Origin of the sequence: Echinicola strongylocentroti (assembly GCF_003260975.1) — a bacterium.
Classification (GTDB): domain Bacteria; phylum Bacteroidota; class Bacteroidia; order Cytophagales; family Cyclobacteriaceae; genus Echinicola; species Echinicola strongylocentroti.
Genome location: NZ_CP030041.1, coordinates 4,515,810 through 4,536,275 on the forward strand (window position 1 = coordinate 4,515,810; position 20,466 = coordinate 4,536,275).

Below are 20,466 nucleotides of genomic sequence, written 5' to 3' on the forward strand. Positions count from 1 at the left end.
TTAATGAAATTGTGGCAATGATCAGTTTTATAGTAGCGGATGATTTAAGTTTTATGTATATATTTATTTTGAAGGGGTTGTATTAATAAAGTGTTAATAATAAGGGGTTGATATTGAGAATATGTTTTTGAAGAGCTATTTTTATGGCCTGACTATTTCAATATTTTTAATTCAACCTGGGTGATGTATCCCTCGGGTTAAACCAAATCGTTTATGAAGACACTTGCTTTAGAGAAAACCGTAACTGCGACCGTTGAAAAACTACGAAAGCTCAACATCCAAGAACAGTTGACAGAAGAACTGCAGTGGTGTTTAGGAAGCTACCGTTATGATCAGAATCCCAGTGGGCTGATTGAAAAAAGCACCGTGGCCTTGGATGCTTTAAAGGCTGAAAAGCAAAAAAACAGCCGCGCTGTTTCCAAAAAACTAATCGAAGATTTGGAAAAAGTGGCTTCTGTCTAAATGAAAAGGAAGCTAGTAAGGCTTAAATGAATCCCTTTGATCTTTTAGGAAATAGGTAGATCCTTTGGTTTCTTGGAGTAAGAACCCTTTGATATTCCTGTGTGTTGTTGTTGGGGCTGCATATTAGGTAAAAAAAAGGCTATCCGCTTAGCAAGTGGATAGCCTTAAATTGGTTATGTGTAAATCGAGGGAGTTGCTTATTCAGCTACAACTTCGAATTTAGCTTCAGTTTTTACTTCTCTGTGAAGGTCTACTTCAGCTACATACTCTCCGGCGCCAGTAACAGGGGTGCTGATAGCGATTTTCTTTCTATCCACTTCCACACCTTTTTCTGCAAGGGCATCAGAGATTTGCAGGGTTGTTACTTTACCAAAGATCTTACCAGAATCGCCAATTTTAGCTTTGATTTCTAGTTTGATACCTTCGATTTTGGCAGCGATCTCTTCTGCTTCAGTTTTGATTTTCTCTGCTTTGTGAGCTGCTTGTTTTATATTTTCTTCAAGGATTCTCCTGTTAGAGGCTGTGGCCAATACCGCAAAACCTTGAGGGATTAGGTAATTTCTTCCATATCCAGGTTTTACAGTAACTAGATCATTTTTATAGCCAAGTCCTTTTATGTCTGTTTTTAAGATAACGTCCATTGTAGTTGTCTAAATTTAGTAAATATTGAATAGAACAGGGCCGGATTATTTTAGTCCGTCAGTTACATATGGTAACAAGGCCAAATGTCTTGCTTTTTTGATGGCGTTGGCCACTTTTCTCTGGTATTTAGCAGAGTTTCCTGTTAGTCTTCTAGGAAGGATTTTACCTTGCTCGTTTACAAATTTCAACAAGAAGTTAGGATCCTTGTAATCAATATATTTGATGCCTAGCTTTTTGAATCGGCAGTACTTCTTCTTGTTTTGCTCTCTGTTGATTGGTTCGTTCTTAAGTGTCATTTTGCAGCCTCCTCTTTAGTTTCTGTTTTTTTGTTGAATTCACCCTTTCTTCTCCTTTCAGCATAAACAATAGCGTGCTTGTTCAGTGCTGTAGTCAAGAAACGCATCACTTTTTCGTCCCTTCTCAATTCGATCTCGTATTTTTTGATCAAAGTAGGTTCGCTCTTGAATTCTACCATTACGTAGAAACCGGTGCTTTTCTTGTCGATTGGGTAAGCTAACTTCTTAAGACCCCAGTTTTCAACATTAATAACTTCTGCCCCCTGTTCTTTTAACAAGTTCACAAACTTGTCAACGGTATCCTTCATCTGAACATCAGACAAAACGGGAGTTAAAATGAATACCGTTTCGTAATTTCTTTGGAACATTTTAATTATTGTTTTTAGTAATTATTAAACAGATCGCAAAATTACAGGTTTATTTTAATTAATCAAACTACATTCTCTAAATTGATTCGTGCTTTCCCCAGAATTAGCGCCTTTTGGCTTTTCCAGTTTAATCCGATTGATGCATGTTTCCTGTTAGTGGATGTGTCACTAAGGTGGGGTGAGTAAAAAAAATCACCTGCAAACAGAAAGCCTACAGGTGACCGCATCAAATAAATATGTCAAACTTTAACCCGAATATGCATTAGCCTATCTATTGTAGTCCTGCATAAACCGGGTTTAATCTATTTTACTTCAAAGGTGCGGTTGCCAATATTGAATCCTTCGGAATAAACCTTTACTTGATAGGTTCCCTCAGGGTAATCAGATTCTTTCTGGTACAGGTAGATCAGGCTCTTTCTGGTATTATCGTACAGGATAGCTTGTTTGGCAGTATAAAATTCCTCTCTCCCGTCAATGGTAAACGTACCGGAACCTTTGGCAATGTCAAAGATCACTTGGTTGTTAGGGGCGATTACCTGCACAAAGATATCCCGGGTGCCGGGTTCGGCCACATTGTTTTCGGTAATGTCAAGGGAAACCTTTAGCTTATCTATGTGGCGATTACGAAAAGAACCTTCCCTTTCACGGCCCCTAGAGTTGACGGCAGCTACCACGATGTTTTCGGCATATAGCTTTTGTGCTATATTGACTTTCTCCTCAAGTTTTTCTTGCTTTAGATTGAGCTGGACGATAGAATCTTCAATTTCGGCTTTGGAGGTCTTTAAGTCTTGGTTTTCTGTAAAAAGTTGCTCGTTGACCTTTTTGAGCTGTTCGATTTCGGTATCTTTTTCAGTGAGCACACCAGAGAAGCTGTCTATTTTTTTGTTCAGTTCATTGATTTCAGCAGTGCTTCTGTTTCGTTCTGTGTTCCGTTCAGCCAGTAGTTGCTCTTTCAGGACGACCAATGAATCGACATTGCCGCCTAATTTTTTTATTTCGTTGATACGGAGGTCCAATTGATAGGCCATGCTGTCGATGCGGAGGTTGAGATCGTTGTTCTCTTCTGATAAAATGAGGATTTCTTCCGTCTTTTGTGACTTGTCCACACTGTCAAAGTACAGTTTAATGCCACTGAAGATGACTAAAAGTAGCAAAACAATGATCAGGATATTTTTCCCCTTTTCATTTCTTGACGATTTCTCTTCGGGTATATTAGTACTCATATAAGTTGAATATTAGACCGTTAACGCAAACAAATTTTATAAATGTATCCTTTACTTGATGAAAATTATTGGCTCTCCAGGTACCAGCAGAATGAAATTGGCTGGGATGCTGGCGAAGCAACCCTTCCACTAAAGCAATATTTAGACCAACTTCTAGATTATAGAGTAGAGATTTTGATCCCCGGAGGGGGAAATGCACATGAAGCAGCTTATGCTTTTGATAAAGGGTTTGAAAATGTACATGTACTGGACATTGCGAAAGCCCCTATTCTGCAATTTCGAGAAAGGCACCCTGAATTTCCCAAGGCGCATTTACATCACCAAAACTTCTTTGACCATCATGGAGAATATGACTTGATTTTGGAGCAGACGTTCTTTTGTGCTTTGGCTCCCAATTTACGAAATGATTATGTTAATAAAATGGCGCAGCTATTAAAACCTCAAGGTAAGCTTGTCGGGGTGTTGTTTGACGTGGACTTTGGGAAGGAGGGACCACCATTTGGTGGAAACAAAGATCTCTACGAAGCTGTTTTATCAGAAGGGCTTGAGCTTTTAATGCTTGAGCCATGTTACAATTCCATTGCCGCAAGAGCAGGAAGGGAGTTTTTTTTCATGGCTCAAAGAAAGGATGTTACCTAATAATGAAGAATGTAGTGCTGTTTTTTTAACCCTTTCTTGAAGAACACTACGCCACACTCAAAAAAGTCCATGCTCATGGTGACAGCAACATGGGATTTTATGGCTTCCCAGGCTTTTTCCATCTCTATGGAGCGGTGAATATCCCCGATAATGACAATGCTATCTTCCTTAAGGTGAGGGAGCAGGGTGTTCCAGAATGCAAGGGTAGCTGGGTAATTGTGATGGGCATCTATCAGGGCAAAATTAACTGTTGGCCTTTGCTCCAAAAAGGAAGGAAGGGTAGAGGATAGGTGGCCGGGAAGCAAGGTTACGTTGGGGAAGTCCGAAAAGGTGTTTTTTGCCACTTGGGCCAATTCTGGTGCCCCTTCAAATGTGTAAACCGTGCCCTTGGTGACTTTGGCCAAATAGCAGGTGGTCATCCCCACGCAGGTGCCCAGTTCCAATACCATATAGGCAGGGGAAATGGAGCAAAAATATTGGTAAAGCAACGAGAATTTCGGTTGGCTGGAACTGTGTTTGGTGATAGCGGAGATTTTTCGGACAGGATGCTTTAAGTGAATTGATCCGGAGCCAAAGTCCTGCACGGTAATGGAGGAGTCGTTGGAGAGGAGCCTATGCCTTTTTTTTTCAAGCGTCGGATCCCTTTTCTGTTTGGTGAAATCCATTAAAGTGTCATAGATCTGAAAAGCAAAGGGGCCTTGCAGGGAATGACGATCTACCTTGAGCAAAAAATAGCGAAGATAGGCAAAGAATGGATATATTCGATAAAACACTAGTTGTGGAAGATGTTGGCAATAAGTTGGAATTCAGGTATGGTGACAGCAATGATCTTGCCGTCCTGAATACGCTCCATTGAATAGCTGCCTTTCATTTTGCCTTTGCCAGAATGAAGGTTGCACCCAGATACATATTGATGGGCATATCCTGGTTCTATGATGGGTTGCTGGCCGATTACACCATCCCCTTCGATGACCCGCGCTTCTTGGCCAGCATCAAATACTTCCCAGCGCCGCCTTAGGAGTTGGATGGTGCTATTGCTGTTGTTTTCTATGGTAACTTTATACGTAAAGACAAAGTGGTGTTGGTGCGGACTGGAGTATTCCGCTTGGTAGGTAGCTTCTACGCTTACTTTGATGCCTTCTGTAATAGCTGTTACCATTAAATTTTTTCTAAAAGGATTTTTGTTCGAAATTAAGGGTTTATTGTGAATTCTCAAGAGAAATAATCTAAATGAACGTTAAAATAGCTCCCTCCTGGAAGGAGAAATTATCTGAAGAGTTTGAAAAGCCCTATTTTAAATCCCTGGCGGCATTTGTGAAAAATGAATACCAGCAAAAACAAATTTACCCTACGGGGGGCGAAATCTTCAATGCATTTGATAAATGCCCCTTTGACGATGTGAAGGTGGTCATACTTGGCCAAGACCCTTATCACGGTCCAGGGCAGGCACATGGACTTTCCTTTTCTGTCCGTGAAGGGGTGCCTTTTCCTCCTTCTTTGCTGAATATTTTTAAAGAATTAAAACAAGATTTGAATATCGATATTCCTTCCCATGGGAATTTGGAGCGCTGGGCGGCTCAGGGGGTTCTTATGCTCAATGCCACCCTTACCGTGGAAGCGCATAAGGCAGGATCACACCAAAAGAAAGGCTGGGAGGAATTTACCGATGCGGTGATCCGGAAGCTTGCCGAAGAAAGGGAAGGATTGGTGTTTATGTTATGGGGGGCTTATGCTCGAAAAAAAGCCGCCTTTATTTCTGATCAAACACACCTCAAACTCCATGCTCCCCATCCGAGCCCTCTCTCTGCGTATAGAGGTTTTTTGGGCTGCGGACATTTTAGCAGAACCAATGATTACTTAAAAGAGAAAGGGGTTGAGCAAATTAACTGGTGAAAGGTTGAACCCCGTTTATTCAGGCCACAATACACAAGAGATAGGTTAATGCATATTCCGGGATTAAGCAATAGCATGCCACATATCATATACTATAGACCAAATACCACATACAAAAAAAGGCGGCGAAGCTATCATTGCTTCCCGCCTTTTTTGATGATGCTAGTTCCTCTGAATACTTAATGTATGCCCTTGAAGAACCTGTCCCAGCGAATTTTGCTGATCATACTCTTGTGCTTATCCAGGGACAACCACAAGAACCAGGCTTTTCCTACGACATGGTTTTCTGGGACAAAGCCCCAAAACCTGGAGTCAAGGGAATCGTGTCTATTATCCCCCATCATAAAGTAGTAATCCTGCTTAAAAGTGTAAGAATCCTGCTTTTGACCATCGATAAAAAGCTGATTAGCCTCGATCTGGAGGTTTTCGATGCCTTCGTAATGACGAATGGTAAAAGCATAACGCCGTACATTGTCTTCAGTAAGATCAATAGTCCAGCCTTTTGCAGGTACAGTCAGTGGGCCGAAGTTGTCCCTGTTCCAGCCATAATACGCCCCGTCCGGATGAATTTCTGGATCGCCATTCCCTTTTTCGTATGTTCTGATCTGCACCTTTTTTATCACCGGAGACTGTTCCAGTTGTTTGGCGATTTCAGGGGTGGTGAATACTACATACATGCCGTTATACGGGTGGAAAGAGTCTTGGTTGATGTCAAACTGCTCAAAAAACTCGGCATTGAGCATTCTGTTCGGTACGACATCGTACGAAAACTGCATTTCTTCAGGGTTTTCTGCAGGAGCTCCATTGATAATAACTTGTGCGTCCTGGATTTCGATGACATCTCCGGGGATGCCCACTGCCCGCTTGATATAATTGGTCTTAAGATCGACAGGATGTTCGAATTCATCCGGATAATTAAAGACCACAACATCATTTCTATCCACACTGCTAAAACCAGGTAGCCTGTAGTAGGGGAGTTGGATGGCGTCTGAATAGGATGGAATGTCCGTTCCCCAGATTTTTTGATGTGTCAATGGTACCTGGAGCAGGGTTTGCGGCGTTCGGGTACCATAATGCATTTTACTCACAAAGAGAAAATCACCTACAAGAAGGGACTTTTCCATGGAAGCAGTAGGGATGGTAAATGGTTCTAAAAATAACCAACGTATCAAACTGGCAGCGATAACTGCAAATACCAGTGCGTCCAGCCATTCCCTAACTGGCCCTTTTTTCTTTTTTTCTGAACTCATGTTTTTAGCAATGATTTATTAAAAGGTAAGGTAGTCGTCCATGGACAACACGCCTTTTTTGTCTTTGATCCACTCAGCTACTAAAACTGCGCCAAGAGCAAATCCTTTTCTGCTGTGGGCAGTGTGTTTGATCTCAATATCGTCTATAGCTGATTGGTAGGTCACTATATGTGTCCCGGGCGCCGGGTCAATTCGCTTGGCGGTGATTGGAAGGGCGTGTTCGTTACCGTTCACATCACTGTCCAGATCCCAACGTTTTACCCGATCTACTCGGTCGATAATGGCCTCGGCCAAAGTGATGGCTGTACCACTTGGAGCGTCTTTTTTTTCAGTATGGTGGATTTCTTCCATTTTGACGTTATAGTCAGGCTGTTCGTTCATGATTTTGGCCAGGAAGCTGTTGACCTTAAAAAACACGTTTACCCCAATGCTATAATTGGAGGCATAGAAAAATGCGCTGCCATTGGAGAGGGTAAGCCGTTCTATTTCTGGTTTTTTTTCCAGCCATCCTGTCGTGCCACAGACCACGGGAATATTGTGCTTGATTGCCCAAGTGAGGTTGTTTACTGCTGCATCAGGTTGGCTGAATTCAATAGCTGCGTCTACCTCACTGGCGTCAAGGGTGTCAAGCTCGTCGACATTGCTTTCGTCGATTTTTGCTGCAATGGTGTGGCCTCTTTCTTCGGCAAGTTGTGATATGACTTTGCCCATTTTGCCATAGCCTAAAATCAATATGTTCATTTCGGTTATTTAAATTGTATTTTAAAGGATAATCCAACAGCATTTCCACTTGCATAAGTGGGTTCTACGGACGGTTCTAGTTTGAAGGTGAGGTCGTTGGAGACATCAAAGCCAGATAAGTGGGCATCCACTAAGGCATCCACTATGTTCAGGGCATAAATTGCCGTGAAGACCAAATAACATGCATCCCTGTTGCGTCGCCAGTAATCTACATTTCTGATCAGGCCGTCTTCGTTCAGGTTGGGGAAGATGTTGTCCGTACTTTCATCATCATCCCTGTAAATGGTCAACGCCTCCTTGAATAATTGGTACCTTCTGTTGTTGAACTCCACAAAGTAAGCAGTAGTAATGATTCCACCATAAATAATCGGAACTTTCCACATTTTCTCATTATACACCTGTCCTGCTCCTGGCAAAATGGCCGAGAGAAGGGCTGCTTTCTTTGGGTTTTTGATGTCTTTTTGGTCAATGGTTATTTCAGCCTGCCCGGTGGAGTCAGAATGAACGGTCCTAATGTCCTGCCCAACTCCAGGGTGCTGGAAAATGACCAGTAAAACAAAAACAGCAATAGTTTTAGTAAGCCAAACTATTGCTTTATTGTCATGGTCAGTAATGTACCTGGGAGCAGAGCGGTGCACGTCAAATAATTTCTAAGATTTCTAAAATGCGGTTTAGGTCATCGGTCGACCCAAATGGTATTTTGATTTCACCCTTGTCTTTGTGGTCCATGTTTAGACTGACTTTGGTGCCCAAGTGGGAAGCGAGCTTTTGCTGGAGTTTGCCCAGTTCATATTTTTTTACTGGGTCCAACTCCGGTTTGCTGGTGATGGTTTTTTCCTCGTCACCCTCTTCATGCAGTGCTTTTACCAAGGCTTCCACTTTTCGGACACTAAGCTCTTCATCCAGTGTTTTTCGGTAAATGGCTAGCTGCTTGTCCACATCTTCTACGTTGATGAGGGCACGTGCATGGCCCATGGATATTTTTTTGTCCCTGATCCCCGCTTGGATGTCTGGGGGGAGCTTTAGCAGCCGGAGGTAGTTGTTTACAGTGGTCCTGTTTTTGCCGACACGGTCACCGAGTTGCTCCTGCTTGAGCTCACATTCCGAAAGCAAGCGTTGGTAGGAATGCGCTATTTCCAGGGCATTGAGGTTTTCCCGTTGGATGTTTTCGATAAGGGCCATTTCCAGCATTTGCTGGTCATTGGCTGTTCTTACATAAGCAGGTACTACTTGCAGTCCGGCGATTTTGGAGGCTTGGAAGCGCCTTTCTCCAGAAATCAGCTGATATTCATGGTCGGCCAGTTTTCGTACCGTGATCGGTTGGATGATCCCTTGGACAATGATCGAATCGGCGAGCTCTTGGAGGGCTTCTTTGTCAAAGTGGGTTCTTGGCTGATAGGGGTTGACTTGGATTTGGTCCAGTGGTACTTCGTAAATCCCCGCTTCTGGACTAGCCTGTTCCTGAGGGGTACTTTTGGATTCCTTATTCGGAGAGTCCTGCAACAATGCGCCTAGCCCTCTTCCCAGTGCTTTTTTCTTATTTGTTGTGGGTTTTTTATTATCAGCCATGTTTCTTTAATTAGTTCATTTTCACCAAACCGTTACGCTCCGCAATTTCATTGGCCAAGTTAAGGTAGGATAGTGCGCCTTTTCCTTCTGCATCAAAAGCGATGGCTGGAAGGCCAAAACTTGGGGATTCTCCTAGTTTAACGTTTCTTGGTATAATGGTATTGAATACCATGTTTTTAAAATGCATTTTCACTTCTTCGACCACTTGATTGGACAGTCGGAGACGGACATCGTACATGGTGAGCAATATACCTTCGATCTCTAGATCGGTGTTCAACCTTGTCTGGATGATCTTGATGGTATTCAGTAGCTTGCCAAGTCCTTCTAGTGCAAAATATTCGCATTGGACCGGGATGATGACAGAGTCAGCAGCTGTCAGGGCATTGATGGTGATCAACCCCAAAGAAGGTGAGCAGTCAATAATGATAAAATCATAATTTCCTTTCAGCGGTTCGACCACCTCGCGCATTTTCTCTTCCCTGTTTTCTAAATTGATCATTTCCACTTCGGCTCCCACCAGGTCAATATGCGAAGGTACTAGGTCGAGGTGCTCGATCTCAGTATTCATCACGATGGAAGAAATGTCCACGCCATCTACCATGCATTCGTAGATGCTGTTTTCGATTTCCTTTGGATCCTGCCCTAGCCCGGAAGTGGTGTTGGCCTGTGGATCAGCATCAATTACCAGGGTTTTAAATTCCAGCACAGCCAGACTGGCAGCCAGGTTCATTGCGGTAGTGGTTTTACCTACTCCTCCTTTTTGATTGGCAATAGCTACGATTTTTCCCATTCTAATTGGTGTCAAGTGGTGATTTTAGATCAATATTTAGCATAACATTCCGAAATTAGTGAGATGCACATGTAGTACTGGAATGCATCTACTTGCCATTTTATTAAGACCTATAGAGGAATTCCCGTTTGTTCTACGTAAAACACGTATTGTTTTACTATTATCGGAACAATGTCACTACATCTCTTCCAAAATGCTAATTTCACGCAACACAAAGATATAAGTTTAATCTTTACATGAAATAGTTTGTTTTCCACATTGGTGTGTGGATAGTTTTAAGTATTTGATACTTAGTTTACTGTATGGCTGATTTCATGGCTAGAAGTTACTGAATTTATTCAAAAAAAGGTGAACTCCGGAGAGCCACCTTTTTTTACAATTGCGAGCTGTATGTTTATTTTTTCTTTTTATTTGATTCCGCTGCTTTCATCGCATCCTCCAGTCTCTGTTGGAATTTTGATTTTTTCTTATTGACGTTTTTCTTTTTGTTTTGATCGATTTTTTCCCTGATTTTATCATCATCAACAAAACGCTTGATCAACGCTTGCTGGCCAAAGGTAACCATATTGGAAACAAAATAATAAAAGCTCAACGCAGCAGGATAGGAGTTCAATACAAACATAAAGGTTACCGGCATGATGTAGCCTAGGTTTTTCATTGGTCCTTGTGCTGCTGTCAGTTGGTTGTTGAATCGTGTGTAGACGATTTGCGAAACGGTCATCAACAACGTGAACAAGCTGACGTGGTTACCGTAGAAAGGTATGGTAAACGGAAGGGTAAAGATCGAATCGTAGGTGGACAGGTCATGTGCCCATAGAAAGCTCTCTTGTCTAAGCTCGATAGAGTTCGGGAAGAAGAAGAACATAGCAAATAGGAAAGGCATCTGCAGTATCATTGGCAGACAGCCGCTGATAGGACTTACCCCCAGCTGGCTGAACAGCTTCATCTGTTCTTGCTGCTGCTTGGTAGGATCGTCAGGGTATTTTTCCTTAAGTTCGTCAATTTCCGGTTTGATCACCCGCATTTTGGCCATGCCAATATAGGACTTATAGGTAAGGGGGAACAAGAACAGCTTAATGATAAAGACAATCAGGATGATGATGACGCCATAATTGCTGATGACTTTTTCCAAGTAGTGGAAAAGGTTAACGATGATGTACTTGTTTACCCAACTGACGAAAAAATAGCCCATGTCCACATTTCTCTCAAAATCAGGCGTGACCTTTTTCAGGATCTTGTAATTGTTCGGGCCAAAGTAGTAACTGTTGGTGGCCTGTCCGTTTTCCAGTGGAATGGACATACTGGCTGTCATGTTTTTTACAGACATGGTATCTGTAGGGACAGTTTGCTCTAGGTTTACGTCAGAAAACTGCTGTGAGGCGATGATTCCAGAGGTAAAGAAACGCTGCTTAAAAGCGATCCATTTGATAGGCTCGCTAGGGCGTTCTGCGTCTTCGTCGGATGAGGCGCTGAGGTAATCATAATCACCTTCAGTGGTATAGAAGTTTACGTAGGTTTTTCTTCTTGATTCGCTGATGTCAGCTTCCTGCTTTTTCAGCTTGTCCTGCCAGACAACAGTGATGTTTTGATCCGTTAAGCTGGAGAGACCATTGGTCTCAATGCGTTGGTTGACCACGTAGTCGTCATCGGCGAGGGTGTAGGTTCTTGTGATATTCCCTGCTCCGGTTTTGGCCGTGAAGCTCAGCTGCTGCGCAGGGGTTTCTTCTACTGTTACCGTGCTCGTTTCGGACTCAAAGTGAAACTGGTTAAGGCTCATTGGCCCTTTGCTGGTCTGGATTTGGTAGTCGATGGAGGTGCTTTGCTCATCCAACAATATGAGCGGTTGTTTCGCCCATGTTTTGTAGTTTTTCAGCTCGGCACTTTTTACTTCACCTCCCTTTGATGAAAAAGTGATCTTTACCAAGTCGTTTTCCAGAACGAAGAGTTCCTCTTTTCCTTCTACCAATGCAGAGAATTCGCCAAATTGCTCTTGGTTTTGCAGGTTTTTGATGTTGTCGGGAAGTTCCGTGGCTTTTGGAGAGGTGGTCTGTTCCGTGCCTTTTTCCGCTTGGGCTTCTGTGGGAGAAGTGTTTTGCTCATCTGTGACCGGCTCTGGTGAACTGAAGAAAAACGAGTAAATCAGAAGCACGGCTGCGAAAAGGATTAGACCTGTCGCTTGATTTCTATCCATAATTGTTTGATTCTGAAAGTCACCAAAGGGCTGCGATGAGCCCTTTGGTGTAAATTACTTTAATTATTGTTCTTTTTATTGTCCAATGTGGCCTGGATGAACCTTACAAATAACGGGTGCGGATTGAGCACCGTGCTTTTGTATTCCGGGTGGAATTGAGTGCCTACAAACCATGGATGGTCCTTGAGCTCCACAATTTCCACTAAGCCACTTTCAGGATTAATGCCCGTTGGCACCAATCCATTTTCCTTGTATTGTTTCAGGTATTCGTTATTGAATTCATACCGGTGACGGTGTCTTTCTTGGATTTTGGCCTTGCCATAAGCTGCACTGACCTTGGTGCCTTTAGTGAGTTGGCAAGGATAAGAACCAAGACGCATGGTGCCGCCCATTAGCTCGATGTTCTTTTGTTCCTCCATTAATGAAATGACAGGATGGGAAGTGTCCGGGTTCATTTCAATGGAATTGGCATCTGTCAGTCCAAGTACGTTTCTGGCAAATTCGATTACAGCTACCTGCATTCCCAAGCAAATACCAAAGAACGGTATTTTATTGGTTCGGGCAAATTTAACAGTTTCCAACTTGCCTTCAAGGCCCCTCTCTCCAAATCCTGGAGCGACAAGGATGCCATCCAGTTCAGCCAGTTTCTTTGCCACATTGTCCTTCTCGATTTCTTCGGAAGAAATCAAGGATAGGTTGACCTTGGTCTCACAGGCAGCACCTCCATGGATGAAGGACTCAATGATGGATTTATAGGCGTCAGGAAGGGAAATGTATTTTCCGACCAGTCCGATATTGACTTCCTGGGTAGGGTTTTTCAGTCTTCCCAAAAATTCCTTCCACAACTCTAATTTAGTGTCGGATTTGGAAGGGAGCTTGAGTTTGGTCATTACTCTTTCATCAAGCTTTTCCTTTTTCATATGGAGCGGTACATCATAAATGGTTTCCGCATCCATAGCTTCGATGACACAGTTGAGCTGTACGTTACAGAAAAGGGCAAGCTTTTTCTTTACATCGAGCGGAAGATGGTGTTCAGAGCGGCATACCAAGATGTCTGGTTGGATACCTGCTTCGAGGAGCTGTTTTACTGAATGTTGGGTCGGCTTGGTCTTCAGCTCTTTAGCTGCTGACAAGTAAGGGATGAGGGTCAGGTGGACTACAAGGTGGTTGTTGGCACCAAGATCCCATCTGGCTTGTCTTACGGCTTCAATAAAAGGGAGTGACTCAATATCGCCCACACAGCCACCTATCTCGGTGATGACTACATCATAGTTGCCTTCTTCACCTAGCCTGTAGAAGCTGTTTTTGATTTCATCTGTGATATGGGGGATTACTTGAACTGTTTTACCCAAAAATTCACCTTTTCGTTCTTTGGTGATGACATTGTTGTAGATCCTTCCTGTGGTGACATTGTTGTCCTGGGAGGTGTTGGTATTCAGGAAACGTTCGTAATGCCCCAAGTCAAGGTCGGTTTCTGCCCCATCCTCGGTTACGAAGCACTCTCCGTGTTCGTAAGGATTGAGGGTGCCCGGATCGATGTTCAGATAAGGGTCGAATTTTTGGATGGTGACTTTGAATCCTCTGGACTGAAGTAGCTTTGCCAGCGATGCTGCGATGATTCCTTTGCCTAATGAAGAAGTTACTCCCCCTGTAATAAAGATATACTTAGTGGGTGACGCCATAAGAATATTATAATGTTTTGTTTGAATTCCTATGGGGCTCAAAATTAAATAAAATTATTGACTTGAGGGAGGTGGATTGGATTAAAATTTTGTTTTCCTCTCTTAAAAGCCCCAGAGGCATAGTGTTCTACTTTATTTTAATGAACGAAGTGCTTATTCTTTAACCCGGATTATGCGTTAGGAATGGTAGTGAGAGCTGAAATTGCAAGAAAATCAGTTAGTTTGGAGGCATTAGCGTAGCACCGCTACGGTTATGCCGAAAACTAAAGTGAAACGGCTGATTTTGAAGCAGTTTAAGGTCGCGACAGATAGGCTAATGCATATTCCGGGTTTAATAGTTAGGTGTTTAAACATCAAAAGAGGCCACCTGCCGGAGCAGATGGCCTCTTTTGATATGCACTGGTGGCACTATTATTTAGAGAACTCTTTTTTGATCTCCTCCACATCCACGTTTTTGATCACAGGCTTAGCGTTTAGCTGTTTGATCTTGATTACACGGGTAACCTGTCTCTGCCTGTTTCTTCTAGCTTTTCTTTTTAATGTAGTAACTGCCATATCGTATTCGAATTTTTTGTTCTGATCCAATTTGAAGTGCAAAGATAGGTAAAATATTTGTATCTTCATCAAAATGTTCGGGGAAATTGATGATGGAGGGGCTGTGGTAAGTAGGTTGAACCAGGCATATGCATTAGCCTATCTATTGTGACCTGATCCGCCGCGGCGGACAAAATCAGCCGCTACGCTTTAGTTTGGAGATATAACCGTAGCGGCGCTATGCTCACATAGAATCGGGTTTAAGGGGGGAATCCTGTTTTTTTTGAGAGAGATTTGAAGGTAAATACAAAAAAATACGGACTACTTCATAAAGTCTTTTAATTTTGGCATTCAATTAAAGACGAAAGGAATGGAAGTGAAGACCATTGTGGATGCATTACGGGAAAAGGGCAGGGTCTGTGTCATGGAGAGTGGAGGAAAGCCAGTGGAAATGATTGTCCCGGAGTTTTATAATGAAAATGATGATCCGGCAGCTTTATTTGTGTTGGTGGATTTATTTCAGGTTCGCGGAGTAGCGGGGCAGTTTTCTGAAATAGCGTTGGATATTATAGAGTTTGCCACTAAGCCTACTATCTATACTTCATGGGCAAGTGACCTGTTGGAAAATGGGCCTGTCCATGAGGGGAAGGTTAAATTCAGCATTTTGAAAAAAGGCAGCTGGAATAAAATTGTATTTAGCTTCAGCAAGCCACTGATCTTCCAAGAGGGAAAGGTGCAAGATGCGATGGGTACAATAGATGAAAAGTTTCCCTTATTCCATCCAGGGGTGAAAAAGCTGTTTTTAAGCGCTGACGGAGAAGTAAAAATAGGTGAATGAACTTATCGAAAGAAATAACGGATATTGAAGTCATTGGGCAGGTAGGAAAGTGTGCGGATGAGTTGGGCTTGGAGGCTTATGTGGTCGGGGGATTCGTAAGGGACCTGTTGCTGAAACGGAAAAATAAGTCAGCAAAGGACATTGATTTTGTCTGTGTGGGCAGTGGCATAGCTTTGGCTAAAAAGGTAGCGGAGTCTTTTGGAGAGCATGTTCCCCTATCGGTGTTCAAGAACTTCGGTACAGCGATGATCAAGCTCGAGGATTGGGAGCTGGAGTTCGTGGGCGCCAGAAAGGAGTCTTATCGCCATGATTCCAGAAAACCCATCGTGGAAGACGGGACGCTCCAAGAAGACCAAGAGCGTCGTGATTTTACGATCAATGCGATGGCCATTTCTATCAACTCCACCAGTTACGGTGAATTGATAGATCCTTTTGATGGGGTCCGGGACTTAAAAAGGAAGCTTATCAGAACGCCTTTGGATGCGGATACCACTTTTTCCGATGATCCTTTGCGGATGCTTCGGGCAGTTCGTTTTGCCTCCCAGTTGGATTTTGATATTGATCCAGCGACTTTTGATGGGTTGATTCGGAATGCTGAGCGGCTGAAGATCATTTCTGGAGAGCGGATTATTGATGAACTCAATAAAATCATTCTTTCCGAAACGCCAAGTTATGGGTTTAAGCTGTTGTTTGTCAGTAAACTTTTGCACCAGTTTTTTCCAGAGATGGTGGATTTGCAAGGCGTGGATTCGGTAGGGGACAAGTCGCACAAGGATAATTTTTACCATACCCTTCAGGTGTTGGATAATGTCAGCACTACCACAGATGACCTGTGGCTAAGATGGGCGGCCATTATGCACGACATAGCAAAGCCAGCTACCAAGCGATTCAATAAAAAAGTAGGGTGGACTTTTCATGGCCATGAGGATAAAGGGGCTCGTATGACCCCGAAAATTTTCAGAAAGCTGAAATTACCCATGGATGAGCGCATGAAATATGTGCAGAAATTAGTAAGATTGCATTTGCGGCCAATAGCGTTGGTCAATGATAAGGTGACAGATTCAGCGATAAGAAGGCTGCTGTATGAGGCCGGAGACGATGTGGATGACCTGATGAAGCTATGCAGGGCTGATGTGACATCAAAGAACCCCAATAGGGTGAAGCGGTTTTTGGCCAATTTTGACAAAGTGGAAAAAAAGATCCAGGAAGTGGAAGAAAAAGACCACGTTAGGAATTTTCAGCCACCGGTATCTGGAGAGGAAATCATGGAGATTTTTGGTCTTTCTCCTTCAAAAGCCGTCGGAGAGCTAAAAGAAGAAATAAAAGAAGCTATATTGGAAGGCCAAATTGAAAACAATAAAAAGCAAGCCATCGAGTTAATGTATCAATTGGCTAAGTCAAAAGGTATTACCAAAAAGGAAAATTAGTGATTAAGCGTATGAATAAATTTAAAATCTCAGCCTTAGCGCTGTTTATGATTTGTTTGGGCGTACAGGCCCAGGATACTACTACCACGGCATTAAAAGATAGCAGCAAAGCAATGGAGGCACAGGGGGCTTTGCGCATTTACCAGATGGCACTACGTTATAATGATCCGTCCGTGGCCAAGAACAAGCTGTATGAACTCATAGCAAAGAACCCTGAAAATCCACGCTATGCAGAATTGTTGGCTTCATTGTACTACGAGATGGAACAGTTTAGCTCAGCAGCTTTGGTGGCCCTGGATATTTTGAAGGTAGATGACCAAAATATCCCTGCGCTGGAAGTAGCGGCATATTCATTGGAGCAACTGGGAGCTTTGGACAGGGCATTGCCGCACTTTGAGTCGTTGCACCTGCTTTCGGGGGATTTGTTCAGCTTGTATAAGACAGCTTACTTGCAGTATTCCCTTAAGAAATATGATGAGGCGCTTAATTCAGTGGATATGCTAGTAAAAAACACCAAGTCAGAAGAGCAAAAACTGACATTCCCATTGGAGGATAATGCGACACAAGATGTAAGTATGAAAGCCGCAGCACTCAATCTAAAAGGCTTGGTGTACAAAGACCAAGGAGCGACTTCCGAAGCCAAAACGGCTTTTGAAGCAGCATTGGCCAATGCGCCGGATTTTGCAATAGCGAAGAAAAACCTCAGCGAGCTGAATTGATAGCCGAATTGAAAAAACGACATAAAAAAGCCACTCCTTGACGGGAGTGGCTTTTTTATGTCAATTGCCAAAATGATTTTATTTGAAATCCGGTGTCGATTCGATCATTCGTCCAAATCTTGGTGATGCTTCTGTGCTTCCTCCGATGTTAAGCGCATTTACTTTTTTGTATCTACTGGAAGCGGTATTTTCCTTGCCTAATATATCATTAATAGTTATTTCTAATAGCGTTTCATTAATGTCTCCAAGGGGATAGAAAATGAAGTCTTTTTGGTGTTCTACTGCTTTTATGTCGGGGACAAAACCTGTTGAATAGTCTGACTGGTCTAGACTATTGAAGCTCTTGGAAATAATGGGGAGCAGTCCATATTGATTATCCTCATTTTCTTCATCCTGAATGGTGATAGAACCTACGTTTTTACCATAGGTTTGATCTCCAATTATATTTACATTCATATAAGGCATCAGACCATTAATGATCAATTCACTGGATGATGCAGTGCCTTCGGAGGTAATGACATGAAGGGATCCTGATTCAAGTTGATTTCCGATATTCTCAGATTTGTTTTTGAATTTATTTATAAAATAATCAGGCCCGAAGGTGTCTTGGAGATAGGCCTGTACATCTTCATTATACGCAGTTTTGGAAAAGATGTCATTTTCCGAAACCCCTTTACCGATCAGACTAGCAAGATTTATCGCACTTGTTACATATCCGCCGCCATTGTATCTTAAATCAAGGATTAATTCATTGATTCCTTTTGCTTTGAAATCTGCGAAGATATCATCTAGCTGTTGATCGTACTGGGTGTCACTATCATCTGTGCTATAATTGGGCCCCGGCGCAAAGAAGTTATATACTAAGTACCCTATTTTTTTATTCTCAATAGTATATATTGAGTCCATAAAGATTGGGTTTTCTGTCAGTTCGGTGACATTAGTAGTGATAGGTTCTTCGAGTTCTGCGAAAGCGCCGCTTCCTTGGGCGGCATCAGGGTCAAACCGAGATATGGTCAAGGAGTGTGCTTCACTTAGGCTTGAGGTAAGTTCAAGGTAATTGTTACGGGTTATTGTTGTCCCGTTTATTTGGTTAAAACGATCATTCCTCTTGATGCCGGCAGCCTCAGCAGGACTGCCTTTTTTTACATATAGAATTATTCCTATTACGTTGTTATTTGATTCACTTTCTCCGAACAAAGTATATTCATATCCAGCCTCTTTTTTTACCCCACCCAATAAGGCTACCAGTTCTTCATAATTGGGGTAAATTACCGAAAACCCATCTTCTTTGACCAGTAGAGTGTCAAAGAATTTTTCAGGCTGGGAATCAATAGCGATAGGGTCATTCATGGTTTTAACCCAATAATAATAAAGGTTCATGTTTTCCCATATCCATTCGTTAATGGCGATATTAGGATTTTCGACATCATCGTCGTCATCGGTAGGCCTGGGATTAGGTTCCGTTTCACGATCAGAGCAGGAAATGGTAAAACCTGCAATAAAAACCAGTGCGATAAGCCAATTATAGGTGGTGGATATTTTCATAAGTAGTTAATTTTGTAGTACTTACTTTTACAGTGGAGGGCAAAATTAAGGATATTCTCAATATAGGGCTAAAAATAATACGATGGTACAGCAAAAGGAAAAAAGATAGGTGTCTTTCTTTACATTTGGGGCATAGATAAGGGGAGCTATGAAAATCAGATGAGATAAAGTGACAATCGTAGACAATTAAAGTATTGGTCATTATAAAACATGACGAAATACCCTTTTTGGGGTATTGTTTTAACTAGAAAGTGGTAGTAACTTTGTCGTGAATAAAAGGAAAACCTATTGCTTACTTCTAAAATTCAAGTTGTTATCGATTGAAATCTACTAATTGTAGAATTTTTTGTGTAAATGTTCTACATACATTCACTTGGTGTAATAGTGAAATTAATGATTTTTTGATTGATAAAGGATTTTTCATAAGTGGCACTATAGTTGGAAAAGTCAAACAATCCACGAAAAGAACCCTTACAGTAATTCATTAAACCAAGTATTTTTGTATGTTCCAGTTTTCTACTATAATTATTGCCTTCTTTATAGGGTTGATAGTTACCCCCGTCATTATCAAAATAATCAAAAGAACAAATATTCTGGATGTCCCAGGTGGCAGGAAGATCCATAAGGAAGCAATCCCTTCTATGGGAGGGATTGGGATCATTTTGGCGTTTTTTTGCGGGTTATTGATTACCATGAGTTGGGAACAATGGGAGGGTGTCCGTTTTCTTATGATGGGAGTAGGAGTGATGTTTTTGCTTGGTTTAAGGGATGATATGGTGGAGCTTACTGCTATGCAAAAGCTTTTGGGACAACTGCTCGCCATTTGCTTGGTCGTGGTAATGGGAGATATCAGGGTGAGTAGCTTTTATGGATTTTTAGGAATTGAAGAATTGCCAATTTGGCTTAGTTATTCCCTTACGGTTTTTACCATTATTGGACTTACCAATGCCTTTAATTTGGTGGATGGATTAGATGGTCTTGCGGGAACATTGAGTTTGATCTCATTTTTATTTCTGGGAGGCTGGTTTCTTGCGGCTGGTTTTTCTACCTACGGAATGATAGCATTGGCCTGTTCGGGAGGTGTGTTGGCATTTATGGTGTATAATTGGCACCCAGCGAAGATATTTATGGGCGACACCGGTTCATTGACATTGGGGTTTGTGTTGGCTGTGTTGAGCGTGTTTTTTGTGGAGGCTAATGGCGCCATGCTATCAGAAGCCCACTCCATGCGGTTCAATGCGCCGATTACAGCTGGATTGGCGTTGGTATTGGTGTCCTGTTTTGACACTTTACGGGTGATGGTGAAGCGGGTGAGGAGAGGTAAGCCTCCCATGGCTGCGGACAAGTCCCATGTGCATCATTTCTTGTTACGTTCTGGATTTCGCCATGATCAGGTGGCCTTGATATTGGGAGGAATTAAATTCACCTTTTTGTGCCTGATTATCTCTACGTCCCACTATTCTGATAATGTATTGCTGCCATTGGTCTTGGGAACGGTTGTTGGGCTTTGTCTGACGTTGGATGCGGTGACATTGCGAAAAGTAAAGAAGATTGCCCGACAATCTCCCGGAGTATTGTCATTGGATACACCAAGGGAAATGGATTACAAAAATACAGAAAAGAGGCCAGAGCTTAAAGAAGAGCCCGCCTGATTTTA

Annotated in this window: 22 protein-coding genes; 7 read left to right on the forward strand and 15 right to left on the reverse strand. The window is 42.4% G+C overall.

Going from position 1 to position 20,466, the window contains the following annotated elements:
* Positions 1 to 213: 213 nt before the first annotated feature.
* Positions 214 to 462, forward strand: a complete 249-nt coding sequence (locus tag DN752_RS17540) for a hypothetical protein (RefSeq protein WP_112785159.1) — start codon at positions 214 to 216, stop codon at positions 460 to 462.
* Between the two features lie 197 nt (positions 463 to 659).
* Here DN752_RS17540 and rplI read toward each other — a convergent pair whose 3' ends face one another.
* The 4 genes from rplI to DN752_RS17560 all read right to left on the reverse strand — a co-directional run bounded on the left by rplI (position 660) and on the right by DN752_RS17560 (position 2,991).
* Positions 660 to 1,103: a 50S ribosomal protein L9 gene (rplI, locus tag DN752_RS17545; RefSeq protein WP_112785160.1), complete on the reverse strand. Its 444-nt coding sequence runs from the start codon at positions 1,101 to 1,103 to the stop codon at positions 660 to 662.
* Between the two features lie 45 nt (positions 1,104 to 1,148).
* Positions 1,149 to 1,400, reverse strand: coding sequence for a 30S ribosomal protein S18 (rpsR, locus tag DN752_RS17550; protein WP_112785161.1), 252 nt, complete (start codon positions 1,398 to 1,400; stop codon positions 1,149 to 1,151).
* Positions 1,397 to 1,768, reverse strand: a complete 372-nt coding sequence (gene rpsF / locus DN752_RS17555) for a 30S ribosomal protein S6 (RefSeq protein ID WP_112785162.1) — start codon at positions 1,766 to 1,768, stop codon at positions 1,397 to 1,399. Before rpsF ends, rpsR begins: the two co-directional genes overlap by 4 nt.
* A gap of 302 nt (positions 1,769 to 2,070) precedes the next feature.
* A complete protein-coding gene (locus DN752_RS17560) occupies positions 2,071 to 2,991 on the reverse strand; it encodes a coiled-coil domain-containing protein (protein ID WP_112785163.1) in 921 nt (306 codons plus the stop codon).
* 42 nt (positions 2,992 to 3,033) lie between these two features.
* On the opposite strand from DN752_RS17560, the gene DN752_RS17565 reads away from it, so the two are divergent.
* On the forward strand, positions 3,034 to 3,630 hold the full coding sequence (locus DN752_RS17565; protein ID WP_112785164.1) for a methyltransferase domain-containing protein: 597 nt from the start codon (positions 3,034 to 3,036) through the stop codon (positions 3,628 to 3,630).
* On the opposite strand, the gene DN752_RS17570 is transcribed toward DN752_RS17565, so the two are convergent.
* Both DN752_RS17570 and apaG read right to left on the reverse strand, forming a co-directional pair.
* Positions 3,627 to 4,403, reverse strand: a complete 777-nt coding sequence (locus DN752_RS17570) for a class I SAM-dependent methyltransferase (protein ID WP_112785165.1) — start codon at positions 4,401 to 4,403, stop codon at positions 3,627 to 3,629. The two genes, DN752_RS17565 and DN752_RS17570, sit on opposite strands and share 4 nt — an antisense overlap.
* Positions 4,403 to 4,789, reverse strand: coding sequence for a Co2+/Mg2+ efflux protein ApaG (apaG, locus tag DN752_RS17575; RefSeq protein ID WP_112785166.1), 387 nt, complete (start codon positions 4,787 to 4,789; stop codon positions 4,403 to 4,405). The genes DN752_RS17570 and apaG overlap by 1 nt, the downstream gene beginning before the upstream one ends.
* A 71-nt stretch (positions 4,790 to 4,860) precedes the next feature.
* Between apaG and ung the strand changes: the two genes are divergently transcribed.
* Positions 4,861 to 5,523 carry a uracil-DNA glycosylase gene (gene ung / locus DN752_RS17580; RefSeq protein ID WP_112785167.1) on the forward strand — a complete coding sequence of 221 codons (663 nt, stop codon included), beginning with the start codon at positions 4,861 to 4,863 and terminating at the stop codon, positions 5,521 to 5,523.
* A gap of 179 nt (positions 5,524 to 5,702) precedes the next feature.
* Here the strand turns inward: ung and lepB are convergent, their stop codons facing one another.
* The 8 genes from lepB to DN752_RS24705 all read right to left on the reverse strand — a co-directional run bounded on the left by lepB (position 5,703) and on the right by DN752_RS24705 (position 14,301).
* Complete coding sequence (lepB, locus tag DN752_RS17585) at positions 5,703 to 6,773, reverse strand: signal peptidase I (protein ID WP_112785168.1); 1,071 nt, start codon at positions 6,771 to 6,773, stop codon at positions 5,703 to 5,705.
* An 18-nt stretch (positions 6,774 to 6,791) separates the two neighbouring features.
* Positions 6,792 to 7,514 carry a 4-hydroxy-tetrahydrodipicolinate reductase gene (gene dapB / locus DN752_RS17590; protein WP_112785169.1) on the reverse strand — a complete coding sequence of 241 codons (723 nt, stop codon included), beginning with the start codon at positions 7,512 to 7,514 and terminating at the stop codon, positions 6,792 to 6,794.
* A gap of 5 nt (positions 7,515 to 7,519) precedes the next feature.
* On the reverse strand, positions 7,520 to 8,029 hold the full coding sequence (locus DN752_RS17595; protein WP_394337175.1) for a DUF5683 domain-containing protein: 510 nt from the start codon (positions 8,027 to 8,029) through the stop codon (positions 7,520 to 7,522).
* Between the two features lie 124 nt (positions 8,030 to 8,153).
* The gene (locus DN752_RS17600; protein WP_112785170.1) at positions 8,154 to 9,083 is read right to left on the reverse strand and encodes a ParB/RepB/Spo0J family partition protein; all 930 of its coding nucleotides are present in this window, start codon (positions 9,081 to 9,083) and stop codon (positions 8,154 to 8,156) included.
* 10 nt (positions 9,084 to 9,093) lie between these two features.
* A complete protein-coding gene (locus DN752_RS17605) occupies positions 9,094 to 9,873 on the reverse strand; it encodes a ParA family protein (RefSeq protein WP_112785171.1) in 780 nt (259 codons plus the stop codon).
* Positions 9,874 to 10,267: 394 nt separating this feature from the next.
* Positions 10,268 to 12,064 (reverse strand): membrane protein insertase YidC, encoded by a 1,797-nt coding sequence (gene yidC / locus DN752_RS17610; RefSeq protein WP_112785172.1) that lies wholly within the window; start codon positions 12,062 to 12,064, stop codon positions 10,268 to 10,270.
* 59 nt (positions 12,065 to 12,123) lie between these two features.
* A complete protein-coding gene (locus DN752_RS17615; RefSeq protein WP_112785173.1) occupies positions 12,124 to 13,746 on the reverse strand; it encodes a CTP synthase in 1,623 nt (540 codons plus the stop codon).
* Positions 13,747 to 14,157: 411 nt separating this feature from the next.
* A complete protein-coding gene (locus DN752_RS24705) occupies positions 14,158 to 14,301 on the reverse strand; it encodes a hypothetical protein (RefSeq protein WP_170134462.1) in 144 nt (47 codons plus the stop codon).
* Positions 14,302 to 14,650: 349 nt separating this feature from the next.
* Between DN752_RS24705 and DN752_RS17625 the strand changes: the two genes are divergently transcribed.
* From DN752_RS17625 to DN752_RS17635, 3 genes are read left to right on the forward strand one after another with little or no spacing between them, the layout of a single operon-like run.
* Positions 14,651 to 15,118 (forward strand): hypothetical protein, encoded by a 468-nt coding sequence (locus DN752_RS17625; protein WP_112785175.1) that lies wholly within the window; start codon positions 14,651 to 14,653, stop codon positions 15,116 to 15,118.
* Positions 15,115 to 16,545, forward strand: coding sequence for a CCA tRNA nucleotidyltransferase (locus DN752_RS17630; protein ID WP_112785176.1), 1,431 nt, complete (start codon positions 15,115 to 15,117; stop codon positions 16,543 to 16,545). Before DN752_RS17625 ends, DN752_RS17630 begins: the two co-directional genes overlap by 4 nt.
* Before the next feature lie 11 nt (positions 16,546 to 16,556).
* Positions 16,557 to 17,264: a tetratricopeptide repeat protein gene (locus DN752_RS17635; protein WP_112785177.1), complete on the forward strand. Its 708-nt coding sequence runs from the start codon at positions 16,557 to 16,559 to the stop codon at positions 17,262 to 17,264.
* A gap of 78 nt (positions 17,265 to 17,342) precedes the next feature.
* On the opposite strand, the gene DN752_RS17640 is transcribed toward DN752_RS17635, so the two are convergent.
* Entirely contained in the window at positions 17,343 to 18,809 is a 1,467-nt protein-coding gene (locus tag DN752_RS17640; RefSeq protein WP_112785178.1) for a S41 family peptidase, read from the reverse strand.
* Between the two features lie 503 nt (positions 18,810 to 19,312).
* Between DN752_RS17640 and DN752_RS17645 the strand changes: the two genes are divergently transcribed.
* The gene (locus tag DN752_RS17645) at positions 19,313 to 20,461 is read left to right on the forward strand and encodes a glycosyltransferase family 4 protein (protein ID WP_112785179.1); all 1,149 of its coding nucleotides are present in this window, start codon (positions 19,313 to 19,315) and stop codon (positions 20,459 to 20,461) included.
* Positions 20,462 to 20,466 lie beyond the last annotated feature (5 nt).